Genomic DNA, 15690 nt, shown 5'->3' on the forward strand with positions numbered 1-15690 from the left:
CAATCACCTGCGCGCGAGCATTGTGAACGGCTTCACATAGGCTGACGTTAGGGCATGCTAATTCGTCGTCGTGCCGGGCGGCCGATCGGCGGATCGACGCGGGCAAGGCGTCGGAGGAGGCTGTGCCGGCATGCGTCAGCCACTCCCAGGCGGGCTCCGGGGCGGGGGTTTCGGAGCCCGTCCGCTTTGCGTGAAGCGAGGTGGACGGAGCGGGCCAGCAACACGGTCGGGCCAACCGGGATCGGCTTCACCGACCCGCCGGCCCGGTCGGCGCGCATAAGCGCGGGAACCCTAAGCGGCGTCGCGCATTCAACGCAGGGGCCTTGATGAGCCGCGACCTGCGCGTCGCCGGTCGCGCAGGGAGGTCCGCAATCCCGTGAAACTTGCTTTGGCATTCCTGGCCGCCGGCATCATGCTCGGCGCCGTTCAAGCGCGAGCCGTGGAGCTGTCGATCGTGTCGGGCGACACCGGCAACGGCATCAAGGTGCTGCGCAAGATACTCGACCGTTACGAGAAAAAGAGCGGCAACAAGGTCGACATCGTCGTCATCCCGCCTTCGACCACCGACCAGTTCGGCCAATACCGGCTCTGGCTCGCCGCCGGCAGCAGCGATATCGACGTCTACCAGACCGACGTGATCTGGGCGCCGCAGCTTGCCAGCCAGCTGCTCGACCTGACCGAGGCGACCAGGGATGTGGTGGGTGAGCATTTCCCGTCGATTGTCAAGTCGCAGACGGTCAACGGCAGGCTGGTCGCCCTGCCGATCTTCACCGATGCGCCGGCGCTCTACTACCGCAAGGATCTGCTCGACAAATACGGTGCCAAGGTGCCGACCACCTGGAAGGAGCTCGCCGATACCGCGAAGCTTGTGATGAACAAGGAGCGGGCAGCCGGCAACAAGGACATCTGGGGCTTCGTCTTCCAGGGCAACGCCTATGAGGGGCTGACTTGCAACGCGCTCGAATGGGTGATGTCGAATGGCGGTGGCGGGATCATCGAGCCGGACGGCACGATCTCCATCGACAATCCAAAAGCGGCCGCGGCGCTCGACATGGTCAAGGGCTGGATCGGCACCATCGCGCCGCCGGGCGTGCTCGCCTATCAGGAGGAAGAAACGCGCGGGGTCTGGCAGACCGGCAATGCCGTCTTCATGCGCAACTGGCCCTATGCCTATGCGCTCGGCAACAGCGAGAATTCGCCGATCAAGGGCAAGTTCGACGTGGCGCCGCTGCCGGCCGGCGAAGGCGGACGGCCGGTCGCCACGCTGGGTGGCTGGAACCTTGCCGTCTCCAGATATTCGAAACATCCAGGTGAGGCGATCGAGCTGGTCAAGTTCATCGCGTCGCGCGAGATGCAGAAATACCGGACGCTCAAAACATCCAACCTGCCGACCATCCCGGCGCTCTATGACGACCCCGACATCGCCAGGCAGCAGCCGATCGTGCCGCGCTGGAAACCGATCTTCCTCGATGCCCGGCCGCGTCCCTCGGCAACCGCCAGGATCAAGTACAACGAGGCATCCAGCCAGTTCTGGACTGCCGTGCACGACACGATCTCCGGCCAAGGCACCGCCGCCGACAATCTGGCCGATCTCGCGGCGAGGCTGACCAGGCTGAAAGGCAAGGGCTGGTGAGTGCGGCAAGGCGATCGCCGCTGATGCGCCAACGCGTGCGCACGGCCTGGCTGTTTCTCGCGCCGATGCTATTGGTGCTCGCCGCCGTCGCTGGCTGGCCGTTCCTGCGCACGGTCTATTACAGCTTCACCGATGCTTCACTGGCCGACCTGGACGCGCGCCAATGGATCGGCTTCGACAATTACTTTTCGGTGCTGCGTCTGCCGAGCGGCCGCCTGCTCTATGACGGGCTGCTCGTCGATCCGGTCTGGTGGCGCGCGGTGTGGAACACGGTACGCTTCGCCGTGGTGTCGGTGGCCTGCGAGACGGTGCTGGGCATGATCGTGGCGGTTGCGCTCAACGCCGAATTCCCGGGACGTGGGATCGTGCGGGCGGCGATCCTCATTCCCTGGGCGATCCCGACCATCGTCTCGGCCAAGATGTGGCAGTGGATGCTCAACGACCAGTTCGGCATCATCAATGCCGCGCTTCTCTATCTCGGCCTGATCCACGCCAAGATCGCCTGGACCGCCAGCGCCGACACAGCGATGATCGCCGTGCTGATCGTCGACATCTGGAAGACGACGCCGTTCATGGCGCTGCTGATCCTGGCGGCCCTGCAGATGCTGCCGCGCGAGATCCTCGAGGTGGCCAGGCTCGACGGCGCCAGCCCTTGGCAGATCTTCTGGCGGGTGACCTTGCCGCTCATCCGCCCGGCGGTGATGGTGGCGGTGATCTTCCGCGCGCTCGACGCGCTGCGCATCTTCGACCTGATCTATGTGCTGACGCCCAACAACGTGCAGACCAAGTCGATGTCGATCTTCGCGCGCGAGAACCTGTTCGAGTTCGACAAGTTCGCCTATGGCTCCGCCGCCTCGACGCTGCTTTTCCTGATCATCGGCCTGCTCACCATCGCCTATATCCGGATCGGCCGGCTGAGCCTGGACGGAGGCCGCTGACATGAGGTTGCTGAAGCGCGCCGGCTTCTACCTGCTGCTTCTGGCGATCGTCTTCGTCGCGGTGTTTCCGTTCTACTACGCGATCGTCACCAGCCTGAAATCGGGAACCGAACTGTTCCAGGCTGGCCTGTGGCCGAAATCGTTCAGTCTTGCCAATTACCGCAACGTGCTGAGCGAAGGCCCTTTCCTGCGCAATCTCGTCAATTCGCTGATCGTCTCCGGCGCGGTCGTCGCGATCTCGCTGTTTCTCGGCGTCACCGCGGCCTACGCGCTGGCGCGCATACGCTTCCGCGGGCGCTCGGCGCTGATGCTCGCCATCCTGTCGGTCTCAATGTTTCCGCAGGTCGCGGCACTGGCCGGGCTGTTCGAGATCATCCGGGCGCTGCACCTCTACAATTCGCTCTTGGCGCTCATCCTGTCATACATGATCTTCACCTTGCCGTTCACCGTCTGGGTGCTGACCACTTTCGTGCGCGACCTGCCGGTCGAGATCGAAGAAGCGGCGATCCTCGACGGCGCCGGGCCATGGACCATTCTCACGCGCATCTTCCTGCCGCTAATGTGGCCGGCGCTCGCCACCACCGGGCTGCTCGCCTTCATCAGCGCCTGGAACGAGTTCCTGTTCGCGCTCACCTTCACCTCAACCAACACGCAGCGCACCGTGCCGGTGGCGATCGCGCTGCTCTCCGGCAACTCGCAGTTCGAGATCCCCTGGGGCAACATCATGGCCGCTTCGGTGATCGTCACCGTGCCGCTGGTGGCGCTGGTGCTGGTCTTCCAGCGCCGCATCGTGTCCGGCCTCACCGCCGGTGGGGTGAAGGGCTGACGCGGCGCGGTCTCAGGCCGCCTGGCGGGCGAAACAGCCGACGCAGGACCGACGGCGGGCCGGTGGGGGCTTCTTTCCACGCAACCCCCGACGCCGGTGCCGCGTTGGGGATGGCGGAGGGGCTGTTTCGGATCGGAGATTTGAGATGAAAACGCTGCTGCCCCTGGTCGCCGTCGCGCTTCTTGCCGGCGCGCCCGCCGCGTTCGCCCAGTCGGACAATTCAGACGCCGCGGGACCGATGGTGACCGAGAACAAGGTCGACACACAAACCTTCGTCACGACGGTGCCGAATGCCAACACGTTCGAGATCCAGTCGAGTAAGCTGGCCGAGGAAAAGTCGGCCTCGTCCGACGTCAAGGCTTTCGCCGCGCAGATGATCAAGGACCACACCAAGGCCGGCGAGGAGTTTAAAGCCGCACTCAGCCAGGGTCAGACGACGGCTTCGATCAAGCCTGCCGCGCCGGGACTGCAGCCCAAGGAGCAGCAGATGCTTGACGAATTGAAGGCTGCGAGCGGCAAGGACTTCGACACCAAATACATCACGATGCAGACCGACGCGCATAAGGACGCGGTCGCGCTGTTTTCCACCTATGCCAATTCCGGCGACGACCCGGCGATGAAGGAATTCGCCAAGAAGACGCTGCCGGTGCTGAAGATGCACGAGAAGCACGCGAAGGAACTGGCGGTCGCGCATCAGTGAGGGACTTGGGCGGAGCCATTCGGCCGGCGATTCGCTCTACGGCCCCCCTCTCTGTCCTGCCGGACATCTCCCCCTCAAGGGGGGAGATCAGCCGTCACGCCGGCTTTCGCCAATCTCCAAGGTTGCAGGGAAGGCGGGGCGTCGAAGCTGCCAATCTCCCCCCTTGAGGGGGAGATGTCCGGCAGGACAGAGAGGGGGGCGAAGGATCGCCACGCCGCGCATTTTCCACTCGCCTGGCTCTTCGCTTCCAGCCGCCGCGCATTAAACTCACCACATCAACCCGCGAGGCCGCCATGCCCAAGATCGACCTCTCAGCCGTCCCCGTCCGCAAGGGCGGCTGATGAAGAGGTGCGAGAAGCTTGTGGGAGAGCAGGCACATTTTTCAAGCCGGCGTAATTTCCACTTGTCTTTAAAGTAAAGTCGCCTTCAAATCTCACCGGGGATAGGAGGGCGAGTCATGAATAAGCTACCTAAGAAATTCGTCGACCGTATTGCGTCGAATATAAAGAAATACCAGCGCATTGCCTTGACGCAGCAAAAGTCGGACGTGGCCGAGGCCGACACCGTTACGCTGGTAAAGGACATCCTCGCTGAGGTGTTTGGTTATGAAAAATATGAGGAGCTAACCTCCGAGCATCAGATTAAGGCCACTTATGTCGATCTTGCGATTAAAATAGGTGGCAAGCTTCGATTGCTCGTCGAGGTGAAATCAGCGGGTGCTGAACTTGCTGATAATCATTTGCGCCAGGTCATTGACTATGGAGCTCATCAAGGCATCCACTGGGTAATTCTGACGAATGCCGTCGAATGGCGGCTGGTCCGAATCTACGTCGCCAACCAGATAAGCCACGAAGAAGTTTGCCGCATCGTTTTGGCGGACGTGAATCCCAAGAACGAAGATCATCTGCAGTGCCTTTTCCTATTCGCAAAGGAAGGGCTGACAATTGACGCGATGGACGCTTTTCATCAGCAGGCGCAGCTTTTCAACAAGTTCACAGTCTCCGCGATCATGCGGTCCGAGCCGGTCGTCTCACTTGTGCGGCGAGAAATCCGGAGACTCTTTCCCGACATCAGGGTCGGCAACGAAAACCTTTCACAGCTTATCGAGAATGAGGTGATTAAGCGGGATACAATTGAGGGAGACAAGGCAAAGGAAGCGGCTGTTAGAATAAAGAAGGCCACAGGTAAGTTGGAACGGGCTAAGAATAAGGCTGAAAAGACGATTGAGACCGAGATTGTGAGCTAACAAGCAAAGGTGAGGGTTCAGCGAGATTATCTCGCAAAACCCTAAGCAAAATACTCCTGCAGCGGCCTCACCTCGAGGTTCCCCGCCCTCAGCGCCGCAATCGCCTCCGCCACGGCCGCAGCCCCAGATAGCGTCGTGTAATACGGCACCTTCTGCATCAGCGTTGCGCGGCGCAGCGACTTCGAGTCCGACACCGCTTTCTGGCCGTCGGTGGTGTTGAAGACGATCTGGACCTGGCGGTTGCGGATGGCGTCTTCGATGTGGGGGCGGCCTTCCAGCACCTTGTTGATCTTTTCGGCGACCACGCCGTTTTCGGCGAGGAAGCGGGCGGTGCCGGAGGTGGCCATCACCCTGAAGCCCTGGCCGGCCAAGCGCTTGACCGCAGGCAATATGCCTTTCTTGTCCTCGTCGCGGACCGAGACGAACAGCGTGCCGGAGCGCGGCAGGTCGACGCCGGCGCCGAGCTGGCTCTTGGCGAAGGCGAGCGCGAAATCGCGGTCGAGGCCCATGACCTCGCCGGTCGAGCGCATTTCCGGGCCGAGCAGGATGTCGACGCCGGGGAAGCGGGCGAAGGGGAAGACGGCTTCCTTGACCGCGATATGACCGGGATTGCGCGGATCGGGCATCGCGCCATAGTGCGCGAAGGCGTTTTCCAGCGTCTCGCCGGCCATGATGCGCGCCGCGATTTTTGCAATCGGACGCCCGATGGTCTTGGCGACGAAGGGCACGGTGCGCGAGGCGCGGGGGTTCACCTCCAGCACATAGACCGTGCCGTCCTTGATGGCGTATTGCACATTCATCAGGCCGCCGACGTTCAGCGCGCGCGCCAAGGCGGCCGTCTGCCGCTCCAACTCATCGACGAGGTCGGAGGGCAGCGAGTGAACGGGGAGCGAGCAGGCCGAGTCGCCCGAATGGATGCCGGCTTCCTCGATATGCTCCAGGATGCCGGAAACGAAGGTCGCCTTGCCGTCGCACAGGCAGTCGACGTCGACCTCGATGGCGCCGGAGAGATAGGTGTCGAACAGCAGCGGGTTCTTGCCCAGCAGCGTGTTGATCTGGCCGGTCTTGTCGTTGGGGTATTTCTGCTTGATGTCCTCCGGCACCAGGCCGGGCACGGTGTCGAGCAGATAGGTCTGCAGCATGCCCTCGTCATGGATGATCTGCATGGCGCGGCCGCCGAGCACATAGGACGGGCGCACCACCAGCGGGAAGCCGAGTTCGCCGGCGACGAGGCGCGCCTGCTCGACCGAGTAGGCGATGCCGTTCTTCGGCTGGCTGAGGTTCAGCTTGTGCAAGAGCTTCTGGAAGCGGTCGCGGTCCTCCGCCAGGTCAATCATGTCGGGCGAGGTGCCGAGGATCGGGATGCCGGCCTTCTCCAGCGCGTCGGCCAGCTTCAGCGGCGTCTGGCCGCCGAACTGGACGATGACGCCGACGAGCTCGCCGGACGCCTGCTCGGCGCGCAGGATCTCCAGCACGTCCTCCGCCGTCAGCGGATCGAAATAGAGCCGGTCGGAGGTGTCGTAGTCGGTCGAGACCGTCTCCGGGTTGCAGTTGATCATGATCGCTTCATAGCCGGCGTCGCGCAATGCGAAGGCGGCATGGCAGCAGCAATAGTCGAACTCGATGCCCTGGCCGATGCGGTTCGGGCCGCCGCCGAGGATGACGACCTTCTTGCGCGACGACACGCGCGCCTCGTTGGCGGGCTCGCCGACGAAGGGCACTTCATAGGTCGAATACATATAGGCGGTCGGCGAGGCGAACTCGGCCGCGCAGGTGTCGATGCGCTTGTAAACCGGATGAACGTCGAGCTTTTCTCGAGCCTTCTGAATCACTTCCGCGTCTGTCTTCGTCAGCGAGGCGAGGCGGGCGTCGGAAAAACCCATCGCCTTCAGCATGCGCAGATTGACGGCATCCTGCGGCAGGCCATGCTCGCGGATGCGTTCCTCCATGGCGATGATGCCGGCGATCTGCTCGAGGAACCACGGGTCGATCTTGCACATGGCGTGCACGTCTTCCAGCGAGGTGCCCATGCGGATCGCCTGCGCCACCATGCGCAGCCGGTCCGGGGTCGGCGTGCCGAGTGCCGCACGGATCGCGTTGCGGTCGTCGGCGTGGCTGGCTGGCGCGCTGCCGTGACCGAGGCCGGGGATTTCGATCTCGTCCAATCCGGTCAGGCCGGTTTCCAGTCCACGCAAAGCCTTCTGCAGCGATTCCTGAAAAGTGCGGCCGATGGCCATCACCTCGCCGACCGACTTCATGGCGGTCGTCAGCACCGGCTCGGCGCCGGGGAATTTCTCGAAGGCGAAGCGCGGGATCTTCGTCACCACGTAATCGATGGTCGGCTCGAAGGAGGCCGGCGTCGCGCCGCCGGTGATGTCGTTCTCCAGCTCGTCCAGCGTGTACCCGACGGCAAGCTTGGCCGCGACCTTGGCGATCGGGAAGCCGGTGGCCTTGGAGGCAAGCGCCGATGAGCGCGAGACGCGCGGGTTCATCTCGATGACGACCAGCCGGCCATCGGCCGGGTTGACGGCGAACTGCACGTTGGAGCCGCCAGTCTCGACGCCGATCTCGCGCAGCACCGCGATCGAGGCGTTGCGCATCATCTGGTATTCCTTGTCGGTCAGCGTCAGCGCCGGCGCGACGGTGATGGAATCGCCGGTGTGCACGCCCATCGGATCCAGGTTCTCGATCGAGCAGATGATGATGCAATTGTCCGCCTTGTCGCGGACGACCTCCATCTCATACTCCTTCCAGCCGAGCACGCTTTCCTCGATCAGCACCTCGGTGGTCGGCGAGGCGTCGAGGCCGGACTGGACGATGTCGTAGAATTCGGCGCGGTTATAGGCGATGCCGCCGCCGGTGCCGCCCATGGTGAAGGAGGGGCGGATGATGGCCGGCAGGCCGACATGGTCGAGCGCCTGTGCCGCGATCGCCATGCCGTGGCTGATATAGCGCTGCTTGCGGTCGCCTTCGCCGAGGTTCCAGCGGGTTTCCAGCGCATCGAGCGCGGCGTCGAGGTTTTCCGGGTTCTCCGCCTTCAGCGCGGCACGCTCGGCCTCATGCGTCTTGCGGTCGGCGTTCTTGACGTCAGTGGCGTTGGCCAGCATCGACTTCGGCGTTTCGAGGCCGATCTTGCTCATCGCCTCACGGAACAGCGCGCGGTCCTCGGCCTTGTCGATTGCCGCCGCGTCGGCGCCGATCATCTCTACCTGATAGCGCTCGAGCACGCCCATGCGGCGCAGCGACAGCGCGGTGTTGAGCGCCGTCTGGCCGCCCATGGTCGGCAGCAGCGCGTCGGGCCGCTCCTTGGCGATGATCTTGGCCACCACTTCGGGCGTGATCGGCTCGATATAGGTGGCGTCGGCCAGCTCCGGATCGGTCATGATGGTGGCCGGATTGGAGTTGACCAAGATGACGCGGAAACCCTCTTCCTTCAGCGCCTTGCAGGCCTGGGTGCCGGAATAGTCGAATTCGCAGGCCTGGCCGATGACGATGGGGCCGGCCCCGATGATCAGGATCGACTTGATGTCGGTGCGTCTTGGCATATTCGAAAAATCCGTTCGGCGAGCGGCTTGCACGAAAAACCGGGCGGGGGAGGACCCGGCCGGTTGTGCTTGCGATTCTGGTATCAGGCTAGGAGGGCCTTATAGGGAAGAGTTTTGGCGGATGTAACCCTGAAAATGAGGGAACAGGCAGTAGGCAGTAGGCAGATGCTCTTGATTGCCCTACTGCCTATTCCCTACTGCCTAACCCCTAATTCCCCAACGCCAGCTGGTCCGTGATCTCGAAGCGTTCGGAAACGCCGATGCGGATCATGTTGAGGCTGCCTTCGCGCGTGAAACGGAGTTCGTCCGGCGAGTCCGAGCCGCTCGGCTTGCCGCCATGGAAGGTGATGACGCGGCTGCCGCCATCCGGCCAGGTCACCGTCACGGTGCTGTCGGCGCCTGTGTGCGCGACGCTGGTCTCGCAACGGATCATTGGCTGGCCGACATCGCGAGCGCAGGGGATGCCGGTGTCTGGGGCATCGGACCCGGCGCTGGCCGAGGCTGCGAAGGCGAGACCATACGCGTCCTGCATGGCGGTCCTGCCGATCTCGGCTGCAGTCGGCGGCTCGGCCGGCTCCCCGCCACCCAGGCGCGCCGCTATATCAGGCTGCTGCTCCCCGGAAGGTTGAGACGCAACGGCCGCGACTGCTGGCGCGGCGGCGTCTTCAGGCACCGGCGCCGGGTTGTTGGGGCTGAGATAGCGGGCGGGCGCCCATCCGACGATATGCGCATCCTGCGTATCCTCAACCTTGCACCAGGGATAGCCGTTGATGACGTTGCAGCCGAAATTCTTGACGGCCGTGCCGTTGGGCAGCCGCGCGGCCACCTTTCCACTCGGCGAGGCGGTGGCACGGATATTGAGGAGATCGTCCGGTGCGAGGCCGCCGATAATCGAAATGATCGGTCCCGGCGGATCCTGAGCCATGGCCGGCAACGCGGCCAGCAGCAAAGGAGCGGCGATCAGCAGTGTCGATCGGAGCGTGACTTTGCGCTTCATCTTTTAACTGCAAGTTCCAAGGCGCGACCAGATATAGGCGGCGAGGCTGCCGAATGTCATCCTGAATTTAGCGGCGATTGTGAGGCCCGGGCCACGCGCAAATGTGTCGCTCAGGCCGAAACCTCGACTTCAGCGGTGCCGACTGCCGGCAAAGCAGGATCGCCCTCAGCCGCGGCAATCACGCTGTCGAGCAGGCCGGGGAAACGCCTGTCGAGATCGTCACGGCGCAATGTGATCAGCCGGCTGGTGCCGACCGCTTCGCTGCGGGTGACGCCCGCCTCGCGCAGCTTGGCGAGGTGGTAGCTGAGATTGGTCTTGGAGGCGAGGTCGAGGAACTTGCTGCAGTTCAGCGGCACGCCTTCCTTGCTCGCCAGATAGCGCACGATGGCAAGCCGGGTCGGGTCGCCGAGCACGGCAAGTACGATCGGCAGGCTGATCTGATCGGCGGTTGGATGGGGCAGGGTCATGGCTCAGAATTAAGCATAAACGGCACGAACTTCAACGCGGCTTCCTTTCTGCCGATGGACCTAGCCTCTCCATTTTGGCCCCGGTCCTGACACAGGGCTGTCAGCAGGGTTCAGCTATTTTGTCCCGGCTCGGTTGACATCATGCCCTGTTATGTCCAATTGTTCAATAACTTTTGAACTATGGACAACTCCCCATGGACAAGCGGATCTTCTGGCTTGCGCTCGGATCGTTTGCGATCTCGACCGAAGGCTTCGTCATCTCGAGCCTTCTTCCCGATATCGCCACTGACGCCGGCATATCCGTGCCGCTCGCCGGCTCGCTGATCACCGCCTTCGCGCTCGCCTATGCGATCGGCGCGCCGGTGCTGGCGACGCTGACCGGCGAATGGGACCGGCGCCGCGTCATCCTGTGGACGCTGGTGTTCTTCGTCATCGGCAACATCGTTGCCGCGCTCAGTTCGTCCTTCGAGCTGCTTTTGATCGCGCGCATCGTCATGGCGCTGTCGTCCGGCCTGTTCGCGGCGACCGCGCAAGGGACCGCCGTGGCGCTGGTCGACGACCATCACCGGGCGCGCGCCATCGCCGTCGTCGTCGGCGGCACCACGGTGGCCGTGGCGGTCGGCGCGCCGCTCGGCGCGCTGGTCGCGGCGATCGCCGGCTGGCGCGGCACCTTCTTCGCCATTGCCGGGCTCGGCGCGCTGTCCGGCGCGATCCTGTGGTGGCGGCTGCCGCGCGGCATTGTCGGCACCAGGCTGCCGCTGAAGCGCAGGCTGGCGGCGGCTGTGCGCCCCGGCGTGATGCCGATCCTTCTGACGACGGCGCTTGCGCTGGTCGGCGCCTTTACCGTCTTCAGCTTCATCGCGCCCTTGGCGATCCAAGGCGGCGGGCTCTCGCCGATCGCGCTGCCGGGCATGCTGCTCGCCTTCGGCGTCGGCGCCGTCATCGGCAACATCGCCGGCGGGCAGGCGGCCGACCGCTTCGGCGCCACCCGCACCGTCGCCTGGTCGCTGGCGCTCTCCGCCGCGATGCTCGCCACCTTCTCGCTGATCCCGACCTTCCTGCCGCATCATCTCGCCGGACCGGCGCTGATGGCCATGATGGTGCCGTGGGGCATCGTCGGCTGGGCTTTTCCGCCGGCGCAGGCGAGCCGCATCATCAAGCTCGCTCCTGACGCCGCGCCCATTGTTTTGTCACTCAACGCCTCGGCGCTCTACTTCGGCGTCGCGCTGGGCGCGGTGGTCGGCGCCGCCGTGCTGCGCTTCGGCGTCCCGGCCGACCTCGGCCTGATCGCGGCGGTGTTCCCGATTATTGGCCTGGGCATCGTGCTCGCCGGCCGGATGTTGGCCCGGCCGGTGGCGATGCCGGCCGAATAAGAGTGCCGATATTCAGGTGAGCCCGGCCCGACCTGGATATCGGCACGTCTTCACAGCTAAAGAATTGACCGACGGCCGCTTCTTCAGGGCGAAGGAGCGGCCGCCGGCATTTGAAGATCGAGATCGGCCACCGCGTCCAGCGCCGCGCGCAGCTTCGTCGCCCGCTCCGCTCCGACCTTGTCCTCGAATTGCCGCTGCGCGACGCTCCAGAGCTTGAGCGCCTCGTCGAGCTTGGCCTGGCCTTGCGGCGTCAGCCGCAAACGCTTGACGCGGCGGTCGTTCGTGTCGGCAAAAGTCTCGACATAGCCGTCGCGGATCAGCGGCTTCAGCGTGTGGCCGAGCGCCGACAGGTCCATGATCAGGGCGTCGGCCACGGTGCTCATCGCCGGCTCGCTGCTGACATGGATCTGAAAGAGCAGTCCGAACTGCGTGCCCTTCAGGCCCGAAGGCGCCAGCGCGTCGTCGTAGAAGCGGCCCAGGCTGCGCGCGGCGCGGCGCAGCGTGGCGTTGTTGCAGCGGCTGAATCCGGGTTGTTGAGCGTCGGTCATGTTCACTCCTGCCGGCGAGGCGACGCGCCGGCCTGCCGCAGAAATAGTTTTCGCGGCCGCCGTTGACAAGATAGTGGCATATACCTACTTCGGCGAAAGTGGCATATGCCACTAATTGAAATCAGAGGTTCAGCGGATGATGTGATCATCGACGCCGACCAAGCGAAGCGAACAAAGGAACAGGACTATGAGCATGAAGGACAACAAGGGCACGGCGGTCATCACCGGCGGATCGTCGGGCATCGGCGCGGTCTATGCCGACCGGCTGGCGGGGCAGGGCTACGACCTGGTGCTGGTGGCGCGGCGCGCCGACCGGCTGCAGGAAGTGGCGGACAAGCTGGCCTATGCCTATGGCCGCAAGGTCAAGACGATCGTCGCCGATCTCTCCGTCGATGCCGATCTGCGCCGCGTCGAACAGACGGTCGCGACGGACGATAGCGTGACGCTGCTGATCAACAATGCCGGCGTGGCCGGCCTGGAGACGATTGCCGACGCCGACGCCGACACGGCTGAGCGCATGATCAAGGTCAATGTCGTGGCGCTGACCAGGCTGACCAGGGCGGTCTTGCCGGGCCTGCTTGCGCGCAACCGCGGTGCCATCATCAACATCGCCTCGGTCGTCGCCTATGGCATTGCCGTCGGCGGCATCTACAGCGGCACCAAGGCCTATGTCGCCAACTTCACCGAAGCGCTGCAGAAGGAAGTCGCCGGCACCAATGTGAAGGTGCAGTCCGTCGTGCCCGGACCGATCCGCACCGAGTTGTGGGACGTCTCCGGCATCAGCCTCGACGGGATCAATCCGGACTGGATCATGAGTGCCGAAGATCTGGTCGATGCGGCACTTGCCGGGTTCGCCCAGGGCGAGACCGTCACCGCGCCCGGCCTTGCCGATGCGGCCGGGCTGGCCACCTATCTCGGTGCCCGGGACCAGTTCTTCGGCAGCCTGTTCTCAGGCAAGCCGGCGGCGCGCTACGCCGTCTGAAGTTCCTCGCCCCACGAAGTGGGGAGAGGTGGCCGCGGAGCGGCCGGAGAGGGGCTTTCGCAGGGCGATCCCGTCACCGGATAATTGGCAACCTTGGGCGCCAGTCCCCCTCTCCGTCCCGGCTTCGCCGAGCCACCTCTCCCCCACTTTGGTGGGGGCGAGGAATGAGCGTTCATACCGGCCGCCACATCTGCAGGATCGAGGCGGCCAGCAGCAGGCCCAGCACGAGGTTGAGCATACGCCACTGGCGCTCGGTCTTGAGCAGGCGGGCAAGCAGGGTTCCCGCCACGCACCACAGCGACAGCGAAAAGGCCGCTGCCAAGCCGAACACGGCGCCGAGCAGAAGCGCCAGTTGCAAGGGGCCATCGGCCAGCGCCGCGAAGGATGCGGCCGCGCCCAGTCCCATCGCCCAACCCTTCGGGTTCATCCACTGGATGCCGGCGCCACCGAAGAAGCTGTTTGGCTTTGCCATGCTGATGTCGAGGTTGGGGGGACCGCTGCGGCCGATCTTGATGGCCAGCCAGATCAGATAGAGTGAGCCGGCGATCTTCATGGCAAGCTGCAAGGACGGCACCGCGGCGAGCAGACCGGCCAGCCCGGCCGCGCCCGCAGCCGCCACGGTAGCCAAACCGGCGGCGCTGCCGGCCATCAAAGGCACGGAACGGCGGAAGCCGAATTGCGCGCCGGACGCCGTCGACAATGTCGTGGCGATGCCTGGCGTCGAGGTCGAGATCAGCGCGAACAGGACCAGCGGGATGATGGTGTCGGACATGCGGGCTTCCCAGTCGAGGAAGCCGGCATGCTTAGACGCTTCGTCGCATCAGTAAATGCAATGTTTGATATGGTTTGCATTAGGGATTATAATGCCAGCCATGATCCGCGATCTCGACACGACTCTCATCCGCACCTTCGTCACGACGGCCGACAAGGCCAGCATGACGGCGGCGGCCAACGCGCTTCACCTGACGCAAGGCGCCGTCAGCCAGCAGGTCAAGCGGCTGGAAGAGGTGCTCGCTCAGAGCCTGTTCGAGCGCGACCGCCACGGCCTGAAGCTGACGCGATCTGGCGAGCGGCTGCTCGACAAGGCCAGGCGCCTGCTCCAGCTCAACGACGAGATCCTTGCCGAAATCAGGGGCAGGGCGCTTGCCGGGCAGGTGCGGATCGGCGTGCCTTACGATCTCGTCGGCACGCTGCTCGCGCCCGCGCTGAAGGCCTATGCCGAAGCCTATCCGCAGGTGGAGATTTCGCTGGTCTGCGCGTCCTCGCCGGAACTCGCGGCGGCCCTGGCGGCGGGCACGATCGACCTTGCCGTCATCGAGGAGCGCGTCGGTCCCACCGCCGGCGAATGCCTGCTCGTCGACCGGCTGGTATGGGTCGGCGCCAGAGGCGGGGCGGCACGCCTGAAGCGGCCGCTGCCGGTTTCCATTGTCGCCGACACCTGCGCCTTCCGGCCGGCGGTGCTGGCAGCGCTTGGCGAGCACGGGCTCGACTGGCGCACCGTGTTCGAGAACGGCAACATCGACGCAACGACCGCGACGGTGCGGTCGGACCTCGCTGTGACCACATGGCTTGCCTCGACGGTTCCGCCCGATCTCGACATCCTGTCCGATGCCGGGCTTCCGGCGCTGCCGAATTTCTCCGTCAACCTGCATATGCCCAAACATGCCATCCAACCGGCCGCGCAGGCTTTTGCCAGCCATATCCGCGAGGGCCTTTCACGCTATCGCCAAGCGGCGTAAACGGCCGGCCGGACCTCGGTCACCCCTTCGACGCGGCCATGGCGACCGCCAACTGCGCGTCGAATGCACGCTTGAAGGCCGGCCGCGCCTCGCCGCGGGCGACATAGGCGGCAACGTTCGGGAATTCGTTCAGCAAACCCGATCTCTGCAGCCGGCGCAGCACGCCCACCATGACGAGGTCGCCGGCGCTGAACGCGCCGTCGAGCCAGTCGCTATCGCCGAGATGGCGGGAGAGCTCGGCCAGCCGCTTGCGGATCCGGTCATCGACCAAAGGCAGGCGCTGGTCGTGCCACGCCGCGTCGCGCTCCAGGATCACGGCTGTCGTGCGATCGAGGATCGGTTGCTCCACGGTGCTGAAGGCTGCGAACATCCAGGCGATCGCGCGCGCCCGTGCGTTCGCATCCTCGGGCATCAGGCCGGGGTGACGAACGGCGATGTGAAGGACGATCGCGCCTGACTCGAACAGAGCGAGATCGCCTTCTTCATAGGTCGGGATGCTGCCGAAGGGGTTGAGTGCAATATGCGCGGGTCGCTTCATCGCATTGAACGAAACAAGGCGAACGTCATAAGGCTGGCCGACTTCCTCGAGCGCCCAGCGCACGTGCATGTCGCGCGCCAGCCCCCTGCCGCCATCGGGCGAGCGTTCAAAGGCGGTAATGGTGGGGATCATCGGCGGCTCCTGACCGTTCAGTCGTC

14 protein-coding genes are annotated in these 15690 nt (G+C 64.5%); 8 read left to right on the forward strand and 6 right to left on the reverse strand.

Annotated features, from left to right (window positions below):
• Positions 1 to 376: 376 nt before the first annotated feature.
• From FJ424_RS15670 to FJ424_RS15690, 5 genes are all read left to right on the forward strand, one after another.
• The gene (locus FJ424_RS15670) at positions 377 to 1633 is read left to right on the forward strand and encodes an ABC transporter substrate-binding protein (protein ID WP_246677261.1); all 1257 of its coding nucleotides are present in this window, start codon (positions 377 to 379) and stop codon (positions 1631 to 1633) included.
• Between the two features lie 23 nt (positions 1634 to 1656).
• Positions 1657 to 2571, forward strand: coding sequence for a sugar ABC transporter permease (locus tag FJ424_RS15675; RefSeq protein WP_140653742.1), 915 nt, complete (start codon positions 1657 to 1659; stop codon positions 2569 to 2571).
• A gap of 1 nt (position 2572) precedes the next feature.
• The gene (locus FJ424_RS15680) at positions 2573 to 3397 is read left to right on the forward strand and encodes a carbohydrate ABC transporter permease (protein WP_140653744.1); all 825 of its coding nucleotides are present in this window, start codon (positions 2573 to 2575) and stop codon (positions 3395 to 3397) included.
• A gap of 145 nt (positions 3398 to 3542) precedes the next feature.
• Positions 3543 to 4097 carry a DUF4142 domain-containing protein gene (locus FJ424_RS15685; RefSeq protein ID WP_140653745.1) on the forward strand — a complete coding sequence of 185 codons (555 nt, stop codon included), beginning with the start codon at positions 3543 to 3545 and terminating at the stop codon, positions 4095 to 4097.
• Between the two features lie 457 nt (positions 4098 to 4554).
• Complete coding sequence (locus FJ424_RS15690) at positions 4555 to 5343, forward strand: type I restriction enzyme HsdR N-terminal domain-containing protein (RefSeq protein WP_140653747.1); 789 nt, start codon at positions 4555 to 4557, stop codon at positions 5341 to 5343.
• A gap of 41 nt (positions 5344 to 5384) precedes the next feature.
• Here the strand turns inward: FJ424_RS15690 and carB are convergent, their stop codons facing one another.
• The 3 genes from carB to FJ424_RS15705 form a co-directional block, all read right to left on the reverse strand.
• On the reverse strand, positions 5385 to 8888 hold the full coding sequence (carB, locus tag FJ424_RS15695) for a carbamoyl-phosphate synthase large subunit (RefSeq protein ID WP_140653749.1): 3504 nt from the start codon (positions 8886 to 8888) through the stop codon (positions 5385 to 5387).
• A 208-nt stretch (positions 8889 to 9096) separates the two neighbouring features.
• On the reverse strand, positions 9097 to 9885 hold the full coding sequence (locus FJ424_RS15700; RefSeq protein ID WP_140653751.1) for an SH3 domain-containing protein: 789 nt from the start codon (positions 9883 to 9885) through the stop codon (positions 9097 to 9099).
• A gap of 110 nt (positions 9886 to 9995) precedes the next feature.
• Positions 9996 to 10352 (reverse strand): helix-turn-helix transcriptional regulator, encoded by a 357-nt coding sequence (locus FJ424_RS15705; RefSeq protein ID WP_140640725.1) that lies wholly within the window; start codon positions 10350 to 10352, stop codon positions 9996 to 9998.
• Positions 10353 to 10546: 194 nt separating this feature from the next.
• On the opposite strand from FJ424_RS15705, the gene FJ424_RS15710 reads away from it, so the two are divergent.
• Positions 10547 to 11725 (forward strand): MFS transporter, encoded by a 1179-nt coding sequence (locus FJ424_RS15710; RefSeq protein ID WP_140653753.1) that lies wholly within the window; start codon positions 10547 to 10549, stop codon positions 11723 to 11725.
• A gap of 83 nt (positions 11726 to 11808) precedes the next feature.
• Here the strand turns inward: FJ424_RS15710 and FJ424_RS15715 are convergent, their stop codons facing one another.
• Entirely contained in the window at positions 11809 to 12273 is a 465-nt protein-coding gene (locus tag FJ424_RS15715; RefSeq protein WP_140653755.1) for a MarR family winged helix-turn-helix transcriptional regulator, read from the reverse strand.
• A 187-nt stretch (positions 12274 to 12460) separates the two neighbouring features.
• Between FJ424_RS15715 and FJ424_RS15720 the strand changes: the two genes are divergently transcribed.
• The gene (locus FJ424_RS15720; protein WP_140653757.1) at positions 12461 to 13255 is read left to right on the forward strand and encodes an SDR family oxidoreductase; all 795 of its coding nucleotides are present in this window, start codon (positions 12461 to 12463) and stop codon (positions 13253 to 13255) included.
• 172 nt (positions 13256 to 13427) lie between these two features.
• Here FJ424_RS15720 and FJ424_RS15725 read toward each other — a convergent pair whose 3' ends face one another.
• Positions 13428 to 14027, reverse strand: coding sequence for a LysE family translocator (locus tag FJ424_RS15725; RefSeq protein ID WP_140653759.1), 600 nt, complete (start codon positions 14025 to 14027; stop codon positions 13428 to 13430).
• Positions 14028 to 14127: 100 nt separating this feature from the next.
• On the opposite strand from FJ424_RS15725, the gene FJ424_RS15730 reads away from it, so the two are divergent.
• Positions 14128 to 14994, forward strand: coding sequence for a LysR substrate-binding domain-containing protein (locus tag FJ424_RS15730; protein ID WP_140653907.1), 867 nt, complete (start codon positions 14128 to 14130; stop codon positions 14992 to 14994).
• A gap of 19 nt (positions 14995 to 15013) precedes the next feature.
• Here FJ424_RS15730 and FJ424_RS15735 read toward each other — a convergent pair whose 3' ends face one another.
• Complete coding sequence (locus FJ424_RS15735; protein ID WP_140653761.1) at positions 15014 to 15664, reverse strand: glutathione S-transferase family protein; 651 nt, start codon at positions 15662 to 15664, stop codon at positions 15014 to 15016.
• Between the last annotated feature and the right edge of the window lie 26 nt (positions 15665 to 15690).

This window comes from Mesorhizobium sp. B3-1-8 (genome assembly GCF_006439495.1).
Lineage (GTDB): Bacteria > Pseudomonadota > Alphaproteobacteria > Rhizobiales > Rhizobiaceae > Mesorhizobium.

Excerpts from the sequence above, each read along its gene's own strand:
- FJ424_RS15720 (WP_140653757.1), top strand. The coding sequence starts at position 12,461 with ATGAGCATGAAGGACAACAAGGGCACGGCGGTCATCACCGGCGGATCG.
- FJ424_RS15700 (WP_140653751.1), bottom strand. The coding sequence starts at position 9,885 with ATGAAGCGCAAAGTCACGCTCCGATCGACACTGCTGATCGCCGCTCCT.
- FJ424_RS15690 (WP_140653747.1), top strand. The coding sequence starts at position 4,555 with ATGAATAAGCTACCTAAGAAATTCGTCGACCGTATTGCGTCGAATATA.
- FJ424_RS15715 (WP_140653755.1), bottom strand. The coding sequence starts at position 12,273 with ATGACCGACGCTCAACAACCCGGATTCAGCCGCTGCAACAACGCCACG.
- FJ424_RS15730 (WP_140653907.1), top strand. The coding sequence starts at position 14,128 with ATGATCCGCGATCTCGACACGACTCTCATCCGCACCTTCGTCACGACG.
- FJ424_RS15680 (WP_140653744.1), top strand. The coding sequence starts at position 2,573 with ATGAGGTTGCTGAAGCGCGCCGGCTTCTACCTGCTGCTTCTGGCGATC.
- FJ424_RS15675 (WP_140653742.1), top strand. The coding sequence starts at position 1,657 with ATGCGCCAACGCGTGCGCACGGCCTGGCTGTTTCTCGCGCCGATGCTA.
- FJ424_RS15735 (WP_140653761.1), bottom strand. The coding sequence starts at position 15,664 with ATGATCCCCACCATTACCGCCTTTGAACGCTCGCCCGATGGCGGCAGG.
- FJ424_RS15725 (WP_140653759.1), bottom strand. The coding sequence starts at position 14,027 with ATGTCCGACACCATCATCCCGCTGGTCCTGTTCGCGCTGATCTCGACC.
- FJ424_RS15710 (WP_140653753.1), top strand. The coding sequence starts at position 10,547 with ATGGACAAGCGGATCTTCTGGCTTGCGCTCGGATCGTTTGCGATCTCG.
- carB (WP_140653749.1), bottom strand. The coding sequence starts at position 8,888 with ATGCCAAGACGCACCGACATCAAGTCGATCCTGATCATCGGGGCCGGC.
- FJ424_RS15685 (WP_140653745.1), top strand. The coding sequence starts at position 3,543 with ATGAAAACGCTGCTGCCCCTGGTCGCCGTCGCGCTTCTTGCCGGCGCG.
- FJ424_RS15705 (WP_140640725.1), bottom strand. The coding sequence starts at position 10,352 with ATGACCCTGCCCCATCCAACCGCCGATCAGATCAGCCTGCCGATCGTA.